The sequence below is a fragment of the Romboutsia hominis genome (assembly GCF_900002575.1).
Taxonomy (GTDB): Bacteria; Bacillota; Clostridia; order Peptostreptococcales; family Peptostreptococcaceae; genus Romboutsia_C; species Romboutsia_C hominis.
Genome location: NZ_LN650648.1, coordinates 2976231 through 2993351 on the forward strand (window position 1 = coordinate 2976231; position 17121 = coordinate 2993351).

A 17121-nucleotide genomic window follows, 5' to 3' on the forward strand; every position below is an offset into this window, starting at 1 on the left:
TAATATAATATATAGATAGTTAAGAAATAATATAACAATCAGTGAGGTGATAAGAGTGAAGTTATACAATACATTAACAAGAACAAAAGAAGAATTTGTTCCATTAGAAGAAGGAAAGGTAAAAATGTATGTGTGTGGACCTACAGTTTACAACTATATACATATAGGTAATGCTAGACCTTTCATAATGTTTGATACACTTAGAAGATATTTAGAATATAGAGGTTTTGATGTAACTTACGTTCAAAACTTTACAGATGTAGATGATAAAATAATAAAAAGAGGTCATGAAGAAAACATAGCACCAGAAGAAGTGGCTAATAAATACATAAATGAGTATTTTGTTGATGCTGATGGATTAGGAATAAAAAGAGCAGATGTTCATCCTAGAGTAACAGATAACATACAACAAATAATAGATTTTGTTAAGGAATTAGAAGAAAAAGGATATGCTTATGAATCTAACGGAGATGTATACTTTGACACTAAAAAATTTGAAGGATACGGAAAACTTTCTAAACAAAATCAAGACGATTTAGAAGCTGGAGCAAGAATAGAAGTTAATAGTCAAAAGAGACATCCAATGGATTTCGTTCTTTGGAAAGCAAAAAAAGAAGGAGAACCAGGATGGGAAAGTCCATGGGGAGAAGGTAGACCAGGATGGCATATAGAATGTTCAGTTATGTCTAAGAGATACTTAGGTGAAACTATAGATATACATGCTGGAGGTCAAGATTTAACATTCCCTCACCATGAAAATGAAATAGCTCAAAGTGAAGCTAGAAGTGGAAAAACTTTCTCTAATTATTGGGTACACAATGGATACATAAACATAAACAATGAAAAAATGAGTAAATCTCTAGGAAACTTCTTTACAGTAAGAGAGATATCTGAAAAATATGATTTAGAAATAGTAAGATTCTTCATGTTATCTGCACATTACAGAAATCCAGTTAACTTCAGTGATGAAATGTTAGCACAAGCTAAAGCAGGGCTTGAAAGACTTTACAATGCTAAAGAAAAATTAGAATTCACAATAGAAAACTTAAAAGAAAGTTCTTTAACTGAAGGAGAAAAAGATTTAGTATCTGAATTAAATAGTTACAGAGAAAAGTTTATAAACGCTATGGAAGATGACTTAAATACAGCAGATGCAATAAGTGCTATATTTGAATTATCTAAGTTTATAAACACTAATGTAAATGAAAATTCTTCTTTAGAATTTGCTAAATTATGTCTAGATGAATTTAATGAATTAACTTCTGTATTAAATATAGTTAATAAGAAAAATGATGATATATTAGATGAAGAAATAGAAAATCTTATACAAAAAAGAGTAGATGCTAAGAAAAATAAAGATTATAAATTAGCAGATGATATAAGACAAGAGTTATTAGAAAAAGGCATAATACTAGAAGATACTAGACAAGGAACTAAGTGGAAGAGAGCATAATTATGAATAGAACGGAATTAATAACAATGTCTCCATTAGTATTAGCCTATATAGGTGATACAATATATGAGTCATATATAAGAGAGTATCTAATAAGAAAGAACATCAACAAAAAGGTCAATGACCTTCACAAGTCAGCTATAAAGTATGTTAATGCTAAGGCACAGGCGACAGTAATGCATGAAATAGAAGATGAGTTAAGTGAAGATGAATTAAGAATCTACAAAAGAGGTAGAAATCAAAAATCTCATACTTCTCCTAAAAATGCAGATATTATAGACTATAAATGTGCAACTGGGTTCGAAGCTTTAGTGGGATATCTACATTTAGGCGGAGAGAAAGATAGGCTTGACTACATAGTTGAAAAAGGCATAAATATCATAGAAAAAAATATGTAAAGGTATTGTTAAAAACAATACCTTTTTATATACGAGTATATATACTTTTTTATGATAGACAAAATAAATAAAAAAATATAATTTTAATATTGTATAATAAAAAATATGAATATTTTAAGGAAGAGGTTTTAGAGATGAAAGTAAAATTATTAGCACATACACCAGAACCAGAAAAGGTAATATCAATGGCTGCAAAACTATGTTATTCAGCAGTAGGGGTGGATCAAATAGAAGAAAATCTAACAGATGAATCGGTAGATAGATTTCTAAATATGTTAATAAATATAGGGCATGAATCTCCATTAGAGCATGTATCATTTACATTTGCAGTTGAAGGAATATCAAGAGCTTGTTCTCACCAATTAGTTAGACATCGTATAGCAAGCTATTCACAACAAAGTCAAAGGTATGTAAAGTTAGATCAATTTGAGTATATAGTACCACCAGAGATAGAAGCAGTAAAAGAAGCTAAAGAAGTATTTATACAAGCTATGGAAGAAGATCAAAAATCATATGATAAATTAGTGGATATATTATTTGATAAACATTATAATAATATGATAAAAGATGGAAAAAATGAAAAAGAAGCTAAAAGACAAGCTGAAAAGAAAGCAATAGAAGATGCTAGATATGTATTTCCTAATGCATGTGAAACAAAAGTAGTATTTACTATGAATACAAGAAGTTTATATAATTTCTTAAATCATAGATGCTGTGAGAGGGCACAATGGGAAATAAGAGAGCTATCAATAGAAATGCTAAGACAATTAAAGCAAGTAGCTCCAATCTTATTTAAAAATATAGGACCTAAATGTGTAAAAGGACCTTGCCCAGAAGGTAACATGACATGTGGGAATATAGTTCAGATAAGAGACAAGTTTAAAAATTTATAGGCGGTGAAAGAATTGGCAAGTATAGAAGGTAGAAATCCTGTAATAGAAGCAATAAAAAATGGTAGAGAAATAGATAAGATAATGGTATCTAACTCTGCAAAAGAAGGATCAATAAAAAAAATAATAGCAATGGCTAAAGAAAAGAACATAATAGTTCAATATGTTGATAAGCATAAATTAGATGAAATTAGTACAAGTCACTCTCATCAAGGTGTAATAGCTCAAGTAAGTGAACTTAAGTATTGGGAATTAGATGATTTAATAGATAGTGTTAAAGAAAAAGGAGAAGATCCATTTTTTATAATACTAGATGAAATAACAGACCCTCACAATTTAGGTTCAATAATTAGAACAGCAGATGCAGTTGGAGCTCATGGGGTTATAATACCAAAAAGAAGATCAGTTCACGTTACCCCAGTAGTTGCTAAAGCATCAGCAGGAGCTGTAGAATATGTACCTATATGTAAGGTAACTAATATAGTTAATACGATAAAGAGACTAAAAGAAGAAGGACTATGGATAGCAGCAGCTGATATGGATGGACAAGTATTTTATGAGCAAAACCTTACAGGTTCAATAGGTCTTGTAATAGGAAGTGAAGGTTTTGGTATATCTAGATTAGTTAAACAAAACTGCGACTTCACTATAAAAATGCCTATGATAGGTAATGTTACATCGCTAAATGCATCTGTAGCAGGTGGAATACTTCTTTATGAGATATTTAAACAAAGATCAGGTGTAAAATAAATTGAGAAGAAATGTAAAAAGTTATCTAATAATAGATGGTTACAATATAATAAACGCATGGGATGAATTAAAGGACATTGCTCAAACAAGTCTAGAAAGTGCTAGGGAAAAATTAATAGACATAATAATCGAATATGCTGAATTTACAGGAAGAAAAGCTATAATAGTGTTTGATGCATATAATGTAAAGCATAGTAGAGAAACTGTAGAAGACAGGAAATATATAACTGTGGTATACACTAGAGAGCATCAAACTGCAGATAGCTACATAGAAAAATTTATAAGTACTCTTTCCAGATACGACGATATAAAAGTTGCTACAAATGATTATGCAGAACAGCAAATTATTTTAGGAAAAGGAGCAACAAGAATATCTGCCAGAGAGTTAAAGTTAGACTTAGACAAAGCTAAGTCGAATATAAGGGAAAAAAACAGTAGTAACCAAAAAAAGATACAGCGAAATTGGTTAGAAGAAAGATTAGATAAAGAGACATTGTCGAAACTTGAGAACATTCGTAGAATGCATTGAAATTACTAAAATTATTCGCTTATAATATAGCTATGAAAATGTTTTATTGGGGGAGATTTACATGTTCGTAGCTAATGACGAAAAATATGGGTTAATAGATAATTCGCAACAAGATGAGTATGAAATAGTATTAAAAGCGAGTAAGGGGGATACAATAGCATTAGAATATATTATAAAAAAATATAAAAATTTCGTTAAAGCAAAAGCGAAATCATATTTTTTAATAGGGGCAGACAAAGAAGATATAATACAAGAAGGTATGATAGGTTTATACAAAGCAGTTAGAGATTTTGATGCTACTAAAACAAATTCTTTTAGAGGATTTGCTGAAATATGCATAACTAGACAAATAATAACTGCTATAAAAACAGCAACTAGGCAAAAACATATACCGTTAAATTCCTACATATCATTAAATAAACCGATATATGATGAGGAGTCTGATAGAACTCTTTTAGATATAATAGCAACAAGCATAGTTAGTGATCCAGAAGAGCTTATAATAAGTAAAGAGGAGCTAAAACACATTCAAAGTAAGATGGATGAGCTTTTAAGTGATCTAGAACAAGAAGTATTAGAACTATACTTAAATGGTAAGTCTTATCAGTATATAGCAGACAAGCTTGGAAGAGATGTAAAATCAATAGATAATGCTCTTCAAAGAGTCAAGAGAAAATTAGAAAAACATCTTGAAAACAGGAATAATTAATAGTAAAATACTTATCATAAGCTTAATGTAAGCTATAACTAATAATATAAAAACAGGAGGTATTTCAAAATGGCTAAAGCTAAATTTGAAAGAAATAAACCACATGTTAATATAGGAACTATAGGTCACGTTGACCACGGTAAAACTACATTAACAGCTGCAATAACAAAAACTTTATTCGATAGATATCAATTAGGAGAAGCAGTAGATTTCGCTAACATAGATAAAGCTCCAGAAGAAAGAGAAAGAGGAATCACAATATCAACTGCTCACGTTGAATACGAAACTCCAAACAGACACTACGCACACGTTGACTGTCCAGGACATGCTGACTACGTTAAGAACATGATAACAGGAGCAGCTCAAATGGATGGTGCTATATTAGTTTGTTCAGCAACTGATGGACCAATGCCTCAAACAAGAGAGCATATATTATTATCAAGACAAGTTGGTGTACCATACATAGTAGTATTCTTAAACAAGTGTGATATGGTAGACGACGAAGAATTATTAGAGTTAGTTGAAATGGAAGTTAGAGACTTATTAAATGAGTACGAATTCCCAGGAGATGACACTCCAATAGTAAGAGGATCTGCTTTAATGGCATTACAAGATTCTTCTTCAGAGTGGGGAGACAAAATAGTTGAATTATTCGAGCAAATAGATGAATATATACCAGCTCCAGAAAGAGACGTTGACAAAGACTTCTTAATGCCAGTAGAAGACGTATTCTCTATAACAGGTAGAGGAACAGTTGCTACAGGTAGAGTTGAAAGAGGAGTATTAAAGGTTCAAGACGAAGTTGAAATAGTAGGACTTGCTGACGAGCCAAGAAAAGTTGTAGTAACAGGAGTAGAAATGTTCAGAAAGTTATTAGACCAAGCACAAGCTGGAGATAACATAGGAGCATTAATAAGAGGTGTACAAAGAAATGAAATAGAAAGAGGACAAGTTATGGCTAAGCCAGGAACAGTTAAGCCTCACACTAAGTTCAATGCAGAAGTATACGTTCTTAAAAAAGAAGAAGGTGGAAGACATACTCCATTCTTCGATGGATACAGACCACAATTCTACTTCAGAACAACTGACGTAACAGGAACTTGTAAGTTACCAGAAGGTACAGAAATGGTTATGCCTGGAGATAACATACAAATGACTATAGAGTTAATAAACTCAATAGCAATAGAAGAAGGATTAAGATTCGCGATAAGAGAAGGTGGAAGAACAGTAGCATCAGGTGTTGTTGCTTCTATAATAGAGTAATCTTTTCTTAGGTGATTAATCTATAGATAAAAGAGGGGTTTTAACCCCCTCTTTTTTTAAAGAGAGAAACCACAAAAACATTGACACCACTATAATTTTGTGATAACTTATACAAGGTAATGATTCAGGAAGGTAATAATACCTCAATAAATAATTAAGGTGTTATATTATTATATATATATTAATTATTATTGCATAAAAAAGTTGGAGGTGTAGCAGATGAGAGTTAAAGTAACTTTAGCATGTACAGAGTGTAATCAAAGAAACTACAACACTACTAAGAACAAGAAAAACAACCCAGACAGAATAGAATTACAAAAATACTGTAGATTCTGTAAGAAGCACACTACTCACAAAGAAACAAAATAGTTTTTTATAAGGAGTGGATTAAATGGCTGCCCAAGCAAATCAAGGCGCAGGAACTAAGAAAAAGAGAACTGGTTTAGTATCTTATATAAAAGAAACAAAACAAGAACTTAGTAGAGTTTCATGGCCAAGTAGGAAAGAATTACTTAAAAATACAGGGGTAGTTTTAACTGTAGTTATTTCATCTACTATATTAGTGTGGGTTTTAGATAGTGTATTATCTGGTGCACTAGGGCTGATACTAAAATAGAAAAGGAGAATCAAAATGTCGGAATTACAAGAAGCAAGATGGTATGTTGCACATACTTATTCAGGACATGAGAATAAGGTTAAAGCTACGATAGAAAAAGCTGTAAAAACTAGAGGTATGGAAGACTACATAAAGCAAGTAGTTGTACCTACTGAAGATGTAGTTGAAACTACTAAAACAGGGAAAGAAAAAACTAGACAACGTAAGATATTTCCAGGTTATGTTCTAGTAAAAATGATAATCACTGATGAATCTTGGTATGTCGTAAGAAATACTAAGGGAGTTACTGGATTTGTTGGACCAGGGTCTAAGCCAGTACCATTAAGTGAAGATGAAGTACTAGCTATGGGCATAGAATTAACTGAACCTAAAATAGGTAACAGCGATATCGACTTAGAAATAGGAGATGCTGTTGAAGTTTCAAACGGACCATTCGCTGGACAAGTAGGTACAGTTGAAGCGATAGACGTAGAAGCTAAAGAAGTTAAAGTGTGCATAGATGCATTTGGAAAGAAGACTCTATTTGTTGTAGAGTCAGATAGTATAGAGAAATTATAATAGTTACTCAAATATAAAAATAAGGAGGTACGAAAAATGGCTAAAAAAGTTATAGGTCAAATAAAATTACAAATACCTGCAGGAAAGGCTACTCCAGCACCACCAGTTGGTCCAGCATTAGGACAACACGGTGTTAACATAATGGGATTCACAAAAGAATTCAATGCTAAGACTGCAGATCAAGCTGGAATGATAATACCAGTTGTTATAACTGTATACCAAGATAGATCATTCTCATTCATAACAAAAACTCCACCAGCTGCAGTATTATTAAAGAAAGCTGCTGGTTTAGATACTGCATCAGGAGAACCAAACAAGAAGAAGGTTGCTACTTTATCTTCAGCTAAGATAAGAGAAATAGCTGAATTAAAGATGCCTGACTTAAACGCTGCTTCAGTAGAATCTGCTATGAGAATGATAGCTGGTACTGCAAGAAGTATGGGAATCGTTGTAGAAGACTAATTTCAAATAAATTAGACACTTCTTTAAGAAGTGGGAGGTTTAAAAACCGAATATAACCACAAGGAGGAAAATAAAAATGGCTAAAAAAGCAAAGAAATATGTAGAAGCATTAAGCAAAGTAGACAGAGCTAAATTCTACGATGCTACAGAAGCTTTAGCATTAGTTAGTGAAATAGCTACTGCTAAGTTCGATGAGACTGTTGAAGCTCATATAAAATTAGGTGTTGACTCAAGACACGCTGATCAACAAGTTAGAGGTGCTGTAGTATTACCTCACGGAACTGGTAAAACTAAGAAAGTTTTAGTTTTCGCTAAAGGTGAAAAAGCTAAGGAAGCTGAACAAGCTGGAGCTGACTTTGTAGGAGCTGAAGAATTAGTTCAAAAAATACAAGGTGAAAACTGGTTTGATTTCGATATAGTTGTTGCTACTCCAGACATGATGGGTGTAGTTGGTAGATTAGGTAGAGTATTAGGACCTAAAGGTTTAATGCCAAACCCTAAATCAGGAACAGTTACATTTGATGTAGCTAAAGCTATAGATGAAATAAAAGCAGGTAAAGTTGAGTACAGATTAGACAAAACTAACATAATACACGTTCCAGTAGGAAAAGTATCATTTGGTGGAGAAAAGTTAGCTGAAAACTTTGCAACTTTAATGGAAGCAATAGTTAAAGCTAAGCCAGCTGCTGCTAAAGGACAATACTTAAGAAGTATAACAGTTGCATCTACTATGGGACCTGGAGTTAAAATAAACCCAGCTAAAATAGCAGAATAATAAAAACTGTTGACATGGCTAAACAAAAATGTTAATATAACATTTGTTGATATAAAAAAGAATAGATTTGCCGTAGACAGTAGGTGCTTAAGGGCTTAATATCCTACCGAGGTTTTAGATAAATTGAAATTACTAAAGCTTTTGTTGTCTACTTTTAGACACGAAAGCTTTTTTAAATGAGATTGCGGCGAATACTAAACCTAATCAGGTGAAGGAGGTGCACATCTAGATGAGAAAAGCTATAGAACTTAAATCACAAGTTGTGGCTGAAATAGTTGAAAAATTAGAAAAGTCATCTGCTGCTGTTGTTGTTGATTACAAAGGATTAACAGTTGAAGAGGTTACTGAACTAAGAAAGAAAATGAGAGAAGCTGGTGTTGAATACAAAGTATACAAAAACACTTTAGTTAGAAAAGCTGCTAAAGAAGTTGGTATAGAACAATTCAACGATGAATTATTAGTTGGAACTAATGCAATAGCTTTCGGATACGAAGACCCTGTTGCTCCAGCTAGAATATTAAAAGAATTCATGGATTCTCATCCAAAAATGCAATTAAAGATGGGTATAGTAGAAGGAGAATTCTACAACGAGTCTCAAATAGTTGAGTTCGCTAACATACCATCAAGAGAAGTTCTTCTTGCAAAATTACTTGGAAGCTTAAAAGCTCCAATGTCAAACTTCGCATACTTATTAGATGCAATGATAAAGAAACAAGAAGGTCAAGAAGCTTAATAAACATTAACCAAGAAAAAATTGGATTGGTTATATAATTAATTAAAAATTAACGAAAATAATTCGGAGGTGCTAAAAATGACAATAGAACAAATATTAGAAGCTATAGAAAATATGAAAGTTTTAGAATTAAATGAATTAGTTAAAGCTGCTGAAGAAAAATTCGGTGTATCTGCTTCAGCTCCAGTTATGATGGCTGGTGCAGTTGCTGGTGGAGCTGCTGAAGAAAAGACAGAATTCGACGTAGTATTAGCTAACGCTGGTTCTTCAAAAGTTGGAGTTATAAAAGCTGTTAGAGAAATAACTGGATTAGGATTAAAAGAAGCTAAGGAATTAGTTGACAACGCTCCTAAGACATTAAAAGAAGGAGTTTCTAAAGAAGAAGCTGACCAAATGAAAGAAAAATTAGAAGCTGCTGGAGCTTCAGTAGAAGTTAAGTAGTTTTCTTTTAAGAGGTGTCCTGTTTGGGGCACCTTTTTTGTTTTCTAAAAAAATATGTAAAAAATGAGAATTTTAGTTTAATATTTTGCGCATAATAAATAATGCATATTTTGTAGGATAAATTAAATGTAAAGAATAGAATAATATACATATTGAAAAATGCTTGACATTATGATAAAATTATTAGATGCGTTAGAATAAACTATGGTTTTATTTTTTATTATTGAGAGGTGAAAAGTGAATGCCACATCCTGTCACGATAGGTAAAAGAACTAGAATGAGCTTTTCTAAGATAAAAGAAATAGCTGATGTGCCAAATCTTATAGAATTACAAGTTGATTCTTATAAGTGGTTTATCGAAGATGGATTAAAAGAAGTTTTCGAAGACATATCTCCAATAGAAGATTACACAGGTAATCTTATATTAGAATTTGTTGATTACTCTTTAGACGATAAGCCTAAGTATGACATAGAAGAATGTAAAGATAGAGATGCCACATACTGTGCACCTCTAAAAGTTAAGGTTAGACTTATAAATAAGGAAACTGGGGAAATAAAAGAGCAAGAAGTATTTATGGGAGATTTCCCTTTAATGACAGAAAAAGGAACTTTCATAATAAATGGTGCTGAGAGAGTTATAGTAAGTCAGTTAGTTAGATCTCCTGGCGTTTACTATGCTTTAGAGAGAGATAAAACAGGTAAGAAGTTAATATCATCTACTGTAATCCCTAACAGAGGAGCATGGTTAGAATACGAAACAGATTCTAATGATGTAATATCTGTAAGAGTTGACAGAACTAGAAAGCAACCAGTAACAGTATTATTAAGAGCTCTAGGAATAGGTACGGATGCAGAAATAATCGAACTTCTTGGAGAAGATGAGAGATTAGCTGCAACATTAGAAAAAGATAATACTACTTCTGTTGAAGAAGGTTTAATTGAGATATACAAGAAGTTAAGACCGGGTGAACCACCAACAGTAGAAAGTGCATCATCATTATTAAATGCATTATTCTTTGATGCTAAGAGATATGACTTAGCAAAAGTAGGTAGATATAAGTTTAACAAAAAGCTTGCTCTATGCTACAGAATAATGAACAGAGTTTCAGCTGAAGATATAGTTAATCCAGAAACTGGAGAAGTATTTGTAAAAGCTGGAGAAAAAATAAGCTACGAAGTAGCTAAGGATATTCAAAATTCTGGAATAAACGTAGTTAGTTTATTACTAGATGATGAAAAGACTGCTAAGGTTATAGGTAATAACTTTGTTGATATAAAATCACATATAGAATTCAATATAGATGATTTAAATATAAAAGAAAAAGTTCATTACCCAACTTTAAAAGAGATAATGGATGAATATAGTGACGAAGAAGAAATAAAAGAAGCTATAAAATCTAGAATAAAAGAGCTTATACCAAAGCATATACTATTAGATGACATAATAGCATCTATAAACTACCAATTCAACTTATTCCATGAAATAGGTTACATAGATGATATAGATCATTTAGGTAACAGAAGAATAAGATCAGTTGGTGAGTTATTACAAAACCAAGTTAGAATAGGTTTATCTAGAATGGAAAGAGTTATAAAGGAAAGAATGACTGTTCAAGACATGGAAGCAATAACTCCTCAAGCTCTAGTTAACATAAGACCTGTTTCTGCTGCTATAAAAGAATTCTTCGGTAGTTCACAGTTATCTCAGTTCATGGATCAAACTAACCCATTATCTGAGTTAACACACAAGAGAAGATTATCTGCACTAGGACCAGGGGGTCTTTCAAGAGAAAGAGCTGGGTTCGAAGTTCGTGACGTTCATCATTCTCACTACGGAAGAATGTGTCCTATAGAGACACCAGAAGGACCAAACATCGGTCTTATAAACTCATTAGGTACTTATGCTAAGATAAATGAATTTGGTTTCATAGAATCTCCTTATAGAAAAGTAGATAAGGAAAATGGTAGAGTAACTGATGAGATACATTACTTAACAGCTGATGAAGAAGATTTATTCATAAGAGCTCAGGCTAATGAACCATTAGAAGAAGATGGAACATTCATAAATAAGAGATTAGTATGTAGAACTAAAAATGGTGCTGTTGAACTAGTTCCAGTATCAAGAGTTGACTACATGGATATATCTCCAAAGCAAGTTGTTTCTATAGCAACTGCAATGATACCATTCTTAGAAAATGACGATGCCAACCGTGCGCTGATGGGATCGAACATGCAACGTCAAGCAGTACCTCTAGTGAGAAGAGAAGCTCCAATCATAGGTACAGGGGTTGAGTACAGAGCTGCTAAAGACTCTGGAGCAGTTGTTGTTGCTAAGAACTCTGGTATAGCTGATAGAGTTACAGCTGATGAAATAATAATTAAAAGAGAAGATGGAAACAAAGATAGATATAAATTACTTAAGTTTAAGCGTTCAAACCAAGGTACTTGTATAAATCAAACTCCTATAATAAATAAAGGAGATAAGATAGAAAAAGGTGATGTTATAGCTGACGGACCTTCAACAGATCTTGGAGAAGTAGCATTAGGAAGAAACTGCTTCATAGCGTTCATGACTTGGGAAGGTTATAACTACGAAGATGCCATCTTAATAAATGAAAGATTAGTTAAAGAAGATAGATTATCAACAATTCATATAGAAGAATATGAATGTGAAGCTAGAGATACTAAGTTAGGACCTGAAGAAATAACTAGAGATATACCTAACGTTGGAGAAAGTGCTATAAAGAACTTAGACGAAAGAGGTATAATCAGAATAGGTGCTGAAGTAGATTCTGGAGATATATTAGTTGGTAAAGTAACTCCAAAAGGAGAAACTGAGCTTACTGCAGAAGAAAGATTACTTCGTGCTATATTCGGAGAAAAAGCTAGAGAAGTTAGAGATACTTCACTTAAGGTTCCTCATGGAGAATCTGGTATAATAGTTGATGTTAAAGTGTTCACTAGAGAAAATGGTGACGATTTATCTCCAGGTGTTAATGAATTAGTTAGATGTTATATAGCTAAGAAGAGAAAGATAACTGTTGGGGATAAAATGGCCGGACGTCATGGTAATAAAGGGGTTATATCTAGAATCTTACCAGAAGAAGATATGCCATTCATGCCAGACGGAACACCATTAGATATAGTTCTTAACCCACAAGGTATACCATCTCGTATGAACATCGGACAGGTTCTTGAAGTTCATTTAGGTCTTGCTGCTAAGGCTTTAGGATGGCATGTTGCTACATCAGTATTTGATGGTGCAAAAGAGCCAGATATAAGAAAAGCATTAGTTGAAGCTGGATACCCAGAAGATGGAAAGATAACTTTATATGATGGTAGAACAGGTGATACTTTCGATAACCCAATAACAGTTGGATACATGTACATGTTAAAACTACATCACTTAGTTGATGATAAGTTACATGCTAGAAGTACAGGACCATACTCATTAGTAACTCAACAACCACTAGGTGGTAAAGCACAATTCGGTGGACAAAGATTCGGTGAGATGGAGGTTTGGGCTCTAGAAGCATACGGAGCTGCTCATATACTTCAAGAAATACTTACTGTTAAATCTGACGACGTTGTAGGACGTGTTAGAGCATACGAAGCAATCGTAAAAGGTGAAAATATACCTGAACCAGGAATACCAGAATCATTCAAGGTTCTTATAAAAGAACTTCAAAGTTTATGCTTAGATGTAAAGGTATTAACTGATGAAGATCAAGAAATAGAAGTCAGAGAATCACTAGATGTAGAAGAAACTACTGGTGAATTTGAATTAGATATAATAGAAAATGTTAAAGAAATGGAAGATGACCATATAATAGAAGAAATCGAAGAAGAAGATTTCGAGAATGGTGATATGGATAACATTGAATTTGAAGAAGACATAGTTTATGATGAAATAGACTATGATGATACAGAAGACTTTGATGTATAATATTTTTATTAATGTAAATATCAAATAGAAGGGAGAGAACTCCTTGTTTGAATTAAACAATTTTGAGTCGATAAAGATAGCACTAGCTTCTCCAGAGAAAATAAGACAATGGTCTAGAGGAGAAGTAAAAAAGCCTGAAACTATAAACTACCGTACACTAAAACCAGAAAAAGATGGTCTTTTCTGTGAAAGAATATTTGGACCTCAAAAAGACTGGGAATGTCACTGTGGTAAATATAGAAGAGTAAGATACAAAGGTGTAGTTTGTGATAGATGTGGAGTAGAAGTTACTAAAGCTAAAGTAAGAAGAGAAAGAATGGGACATATAGAGCTAGCAGCTCCTATGTCTCATATCTGGTACTTCAAAGGGATACCAAGTAGAATGGGACTTTTACTTGATATGTCTCCTAGATCTTTAGAGAAGATACTATACTTTGCTTCATACGTAGTAGTTGATCCAGGAGAAACTGGATTAAATGCTAAGCAATTATTAACAGAAAAAGAATACAGAACTGCAGTTGATAAGTATGGATACAATACTTTCACAGTAGGTATGGGTGCTGAAGCTGTAAAACAATTATTACAAAATATTGATTTAGAGCAAGAAAGCAAAGAGTTAAGAGCTGACCTTAAGGACAGCACTGGACAAAAGAGAGTTAGAACTATAAGAAGATTAGAAGTTGTGGAAGCATTCAGAAAGTCAGGAAACAAGCCTGAGTGGATGATATTAGATGCTATTCCAGTAATACCACCAGATTTAAGACCAATGGTACAACTTGATGGTGGAAGATTTGCAACTTCTGACCTAAATGATTTATACAGAAGAGTTATAAATAGAAATAACAGATTAAAGAGATTATTAGAACTTGGAGCTCCTGACATAATCGTTAGAAATGAAAAGAGAATGCTTCAAGAAGCTGTAGATGCTTTAATCGACAATGGTAGAAGAGGTAGACCTGTAACAGGACCTGGTAATAGACCACTTAAGTCTTTATCAGACATGCTAAAAGGTAAGCAAGGACGTTTCCGTCAAAACTTACTTGGTAAGCGTGTTGACTACTCAGGACGTTCAGTTATAGTTGTTGGACCAGAACTTAAATTCTATCAATGTGGTCTTCCAAAGAAAATGGCCCTTGAATTATTCAAGCCATTCGTTATGGATAGATTAGTTAAAGAAGGTTATGCACACAACATAAAGAGTGCAAAAACTATAGTAGAAAAAGTTAAGCCAGAAGTTTGGGATGTTTTAGAAGAAGTTATAAAGAGTCATCCAGTTCTACTTAACCGTGCTCCTACTCTACACAGACTTGGTATACAAGCATTTGAACCTGTATTAGTAGAAGGTAAAGCAATAAAACTACATCCACTAGTATGTACAGCGTACAACGCTGACTTCGACGGTGACCAGATGGCGGTTCACGTTCCTTTATCAGTAGAAGCACAAGCAGAAGCAAGATTCTTAATGCTATCTGTAAACAACATACTTGCACCTAAAGATGGTACACCAATAACTACTCCTTCTCAGGATATGGTTCTAGGTTGTTACTACTTAACAATAGAAGACCAAGGTGGAGAAAAAGGAACAGGTACAATATTTAAAGATTACAATGAAATGTTACTTGCTTATGAGAATAAAGCGGTTGAATTACATTCATTAGTAAAGATGAGAGTTGTACTTGAAGATGGAAGAAGTTCTTTAGTTGAAAGTACAGTAGGTAGATTTATATTCAATGAAAATATACCTCAAGACTTAGGATTTGTTGATAGAGAGAAAGATCCATTTGGATTAGAAGTTGATTTCTTAGTTGACAAAAAATCTCTAGGTAAAATAATAGATAAGTGTTTCAGAAGACATGGAAACACTAGAACAGCTATGATGTTAGACCACATAAAATCTTTAGGATTTAAATTCTCTACTAGAGGTGGTATAACAGTTGCCGTTGCAGATATGAAGATACCTGAAGAGAAGAAGGATCATATAGCAGCTGCAGAAGAAAAAGTTGATAAATATGAAAAAGCATATAGAAGAGGTCTTATATCTGACGAAGAAAGATATGAAAGAGTTATAGAAACTTGGACAGAGACTACTGAAAAAGTTACAGATGCTCTTATGTCAGGTCTAGAAAGGCTTAATAATATATTCATAATGGCTCACTCTGGAGCCAGAGGTTCTAAGAACCAGATAAGACAGTTAGCTGGTATGCGTGGTCTGATGGCCAATGCATCTGGTAAAACAGTTGAAGTTCCAGTTAAATCTAACTTCCGTGAAGGGTTAACAGTAATGGAATACTTCACATCATCACATGGTGCTAGAAAAGGTCTTGCCGATACAGCGCTTCGTACAGCCGATTCAGGTTACTTAACAAGAAGACTTGTTGATGTCAGTCAAGATGTTATAGTAAGAGAAATAGACTGTGGAACTAGTGATGTAACAGAAGTTACTGCAATAAAAGATGGAAACGAAGTAATAGAAGAACTATACGATAGAATTGTTGGAAGATATACTATAGCTCCTATAGTAAATCCTACAACTGGTGAAGTTATAGTTGAAGCTGATGCTATGATACAAGAAGCTGATGCTGATAGAATAGTTGAAGCTGGAATAGAAAAAGTTGAAATAAGAACAGTTCTTAACTGTAAGACAAACCACGGAGTTTGTTCTAAGTGTTATGGTAGAAACCTTGCAACAGGTAAGGAAGTAAACATAGGTGAAGCTGTAGGTATAATAGCTGCTCAATCAATCGGGGAGCCAGGAACACAGCTTACAATGCGTACATTCCATACAGGTGGGGTTGCCGGTGGAGATATAACTCAAGGTCTTCCAAGGGTTGAGGAATTATTCGAAGCCAGAAAACCAAAAGGTTTAGCAGTTATAACAGAAGTTGCTGGTAGAGTTGAAATAGATGAAACTGGTAAGAGAAAAGAAGTAGCTGTAATACCACAAGAAGGAGAAACTCAAGTATATGCAATACCTTACGGATCAAGAATAAGAGTTAAGCAAGGTCAAATGGTTGAAGCAGGAGATCCATTAACTCAAGGTTCTATAAATCCACATGATATAGTAAGAGTACAAGGTATAAGTGGAGTTCAAAACTATATAGTTAAAGAAGTTCAAAGAGTTTATAGAATGCAAGGGGTTGACGTTAACGATAAGCATATAGAAGTTATAGTTAGACAAATGCTATCTAAAGTTAAGGTTGAAGATCCAGGAGATACAGAATTATTACCAGGTGGTTATGAAGATGTATTAACATTCAATAAATGTAATGAAGAAGCTATTGCTAACGGTTTAAGACCAGCAGTTGCTAAGAGAACTTTACTTGGTATAACTAAAGCTTCTCTTGCTACAGAATCATTCTTATCTGCAGCTTCATTCCAAGAAACAACAAGAGTTCTTACTGAAGCAGCTATAAAAGGTAAGGAAGATCACTTAATAGGTCTTAAAGAGAATGTTATAATAGGTAAATTAATACCAGCAGGAACAGGTATGAAGAGATACAAGAACATAGCTGTTGAAAAAATTGAAGAGTAAGCTTGAACTAGCCGATTAATAGCTAGAAAGTAACTTGACAGTAATTATGTCTGGTGATAAAATGTT

The 17121-nt window shown here is 33.2% G+C and carries 16 protein-coding genes and 1 other annotated feature; all 16 genes read left to right on the top strand.

Features of this window, described 5'->3' with window-relative positions; translation table 11 throughout:
- The first annotated feature begins 55 nt into the window (after positions 1-55).
- The 16 genes from cysS to rpoC all read left to right on the top strand — a co-directional run bounded on the left by cysS (position 56) and on the right by rpoC (position 17055).
- On the top strand, positions 56-1453 hold the full coding sequence (gene cysS, locus FRIFI_RS14640) for a cysteine--tRNA ligase (RefSeq protein ID WP_166506183.1): 1398 nt from the start codon (positions 56-58) through the stop codon (positions 1451-1453).
- 2 nt (positions 1454-1455) lie between these two features.
- The gene (locus tag FRIFI_RS14645) at positions 1456-1851 is read left to right on the top strand and encodes a Mini-ribonuclease 3 (protein WP_166506184.1); all 396 of its coding nucleotides are present in this window, start codon (positions 1456-1458) and stop codon (positions 1849-1851) included.
- A 134-nt stretch (positions 1852-1985) separates the two neighbouring features.
- Entirely contained in the window at positions 1986-2744 is a 759-nt protein-coding gene (thyX, locus tag FRIFI_RS14650) for an FAD-dependent thymidylate synthase (protein ID WP_166506185.1), read from the top strand.
- A gap of 12 nt (positions 2745-2756) precedes the next feature.
- Positions 2757-3491: a 23S rRNA (guanosine(2251)-2'-O)-methyltransferase RlmB gene (gene rlmB, locus FRIFI_RS14655; protein WP_166506186.1), complete on the top strand. Its 735-nt coding sequence runs from the start codon at positions 2757-2759 to the stop codon at positions 3489-3491.
- Position 3492: 1 nt separating this feature from the next.
- Positions 3493-4020 (top strand): NYN domain-containing protein, encoded by a 528-nt coding sequence (locus tag FRIFI_RS14660; RefSeq protein WP_166506187.1) that lies wholly within the window; start codon positions 3493-3495, stop codon positions 4018-4020.
- 61 nt (positions 4021-4081) lie between these two features.
- A complete protein-coding gene (sigH, locus tag FRIFI_RS14665) occupies positions 4082-4729 on the top strand; it encodes an RNA polymerase sporulation sigma factor SigH (protein WP_166506188.1) in 648 nt (215 codons plus the stop codon).
- Between the two features lie 69 nt (positions 4730-4798).
- The gene (tuf, locus tag FRIFI_RS14670; RefSeq protein WP_092921788.1) at positions 4799-5992 is read left to right on the top strand and encodes an elongation factor Tu; all 1194 of its coding nucleotides are present in this window, start codon (positions 4799-4801) and stop codon (positions 5990-5992) included.
- A gap of 219 nt (positions 5993-6211) precedes the next feature.
- The gene (gene rpmG / locus FRIFI_RS14675) at positions 6212-6361 is read left to right on the top strand and encodes a 50S ribosomal protein L33 (RefSeq protein WP_092921766.1); all 150 of its coding nucleotides are present in this window, start codon (positions 6212-6214) and stop codon (positions 6359-6361) included.
- A 22-nt stretch (positions 6362-6383) separates the two neighbouring features.
- Positions 6384-6608, top strand: coding sequence for a preprotein translocase subunit SecE (gene secE, locus FRIFI_RS14680; protein ID WP_092921768.1), 225 nt, complete (start codon positions 6384-6386; stop codon positions 6606-6608).
- Between the two features lie 15 nt (positions 6609-6623).
- Positions 6624-7166: a transcription termination/antitermination protein NusG gene (gene nusG, locus FRIFI_RS14685; RefSeq protein WP_166506189.1), complete on the top strand. Its 543-nt coding sequence runs from the start codon at positions 6624-6626 to the stop codon at positions 7164-7166.
- Positions 7167-7202: 36 nt separating this feature from the next.
- Complete coding sequence (gene rplK / locus FRIFI_RS14690) at positions 7203-7628, top strand: 50S ribosomal protein L11 (protein WP_021121982.1); 426 nt, start codon at positions 7203-7205, stop codon at positions 7626-7628.
- A 76-nt stretch (positions 7629-7704) separates the two neighbouring features.
- Positions 7705-8403 (top strand): 50S ribosomal protein L1, encoded by a 699-nt coding sequence (gene rplA / locus FRIFI_RS14695; protein WP_092921771.1) that lies wholly within the window; start codon positions 7705-7707, stop codon positions 8401-8403.
- 52 nt (positions 8404-8455) lie between these two features.
- Positions 8456-8586: a sequence feature (ribosomal protein L10 leader region), on the top strand.
- 46 nt (positions 8587-8632) lie between these two features.
- Positions 8633-9136: a 50S ribosomal protein L10 gene (gene rplJ, locus FRIFI_RS14700; RefSeq protein WP_092921773.1), complete on the top strand. Its 504-nt coding sequence runs from the start codon at positions 8633-8635 to the stop codon at positions 9134-9136.
- Positions 9137-9214: 78 nt separating this feature from the next.
- A complete protein-coding gene (gene rplL / locus FRIFI_RS14705) occupies positions 9215-9577 on the top strand; it encodes a 50S ribosomal protein L7/L12 (protein ID WP_092921776.1) in 363 nt (120 codons plus the stop codon).
- A 241-nt stretch (positions 9578-9818) separates the two neighbouring features.
- The gene (rpoB, locus tag FRIFI_RS14710; protein ID WP_092921778.1) at positions 9819-13523 is read left to right on the top strand and encodes a DNA-directed RNA polymerase subunit beta; all 3705 of its coding nucleotides are present in this window, start codon (positions 9819-9821) and stop codon (positions 13521-13523) included.
- Positions 13524-13566: 43 nt separating this feature from the next.
- Entirely contained in the window at positions 13567-17055 is a 3489-nt protein-coding gene (gene rpoC / locus FRIFI_RS14715; RefSeq protein ID WP_092921780.1) for a DNA-directed RNA polymerase subunit beta', read from the top strand.
- Positions 17056-17121: the final 66 nt, after the last annotated feature.

What these genes read in the sequence shown, in the direction of transcription:
- nusG (WP_166506189.1), top strand. Translation starts at nt 6,624, where the DNA reads ATGTCGGAATTACAAGAAGCAAGATGGTATGTTGCACATACTTATTCA.
- rplA (WP_092921771.1), top strand. Translation starts at nt 7,705, where the DNA reads ATGGCTAAAAAAGCAAAGAAATATGTAGAAGCATTAAGCAAAGTAGAC.
- rpmG (WP_092921766.1), top strand. Translation starts at nt 6,212, where the DNA reads ATGAGAGTTAAAGTAACTTTAGCATGTACAGAGTGTAATCAAAGAAAC.
- tuf (WP_092921788.1), top strand. Translation starts at nt 4,799, where the DNA reads ATGGCTAAAGCTAAATTTGAAAGAAATAAACCACATGTTAATATAGGA.
- rpoB (WP_092921778.1), top strand. Translation starts at nt 9,819, where the DNA reads ATGCCACATCCTGTCACGATAGGTAAAAGAACTAGAATGAGCTTTTCT.
- rplJ (WP_092921773.1), top strand. Translation starts at nt 8,633, where the DNA reads ATGAGAAAAGCTATAGAACTTAAATCACAAGTTGTGGCTGAAATAGTT.
- rplK (WP_021121982.1), top strand. Translation starts at nt 7,203, where the DNA reads ATGGCTAAAAAAGTTATAGGTCAAATAAAATTACAAATACCTGCAGGA.
- secE (WP_092921768.1), top strand. Translation starts at nt 6,384, where the DNA reads ATGGCTGCCCAAGCAAATCAAGGCGCAGGAACTAAGAAAAAGAGAACT.
- sigH (WP_166506188.1), top strand. Translation starts at nt 4,082, where the DNA reads ATGTTCGTAGCTAATGACGAAAAATATGGGTTAATAGATAATTCGCAA.
- thyX (WP_166506185.1), top strand. Translation starts at nt 1,986, where the DNA reads ATGAAAGTAAAATTATTAGCACATACACCAGAACCAGAAAAGGTAATA.
- rplL (WP_092921776.1), top strand. Translation starts at nt 9,215, where the DNA reads ATGACAATAGAACAAATATTAGAAGCTATAGAAAATATGAAAGTTTTA.
- FRIFI_RS14645 (WP_166506184.1), top strand. Translation starts at nt 1,456, where the DNA reads ATGAATAGAACGGAATTAATAACAATGTCTCCATTAGTATTAGCCTAT.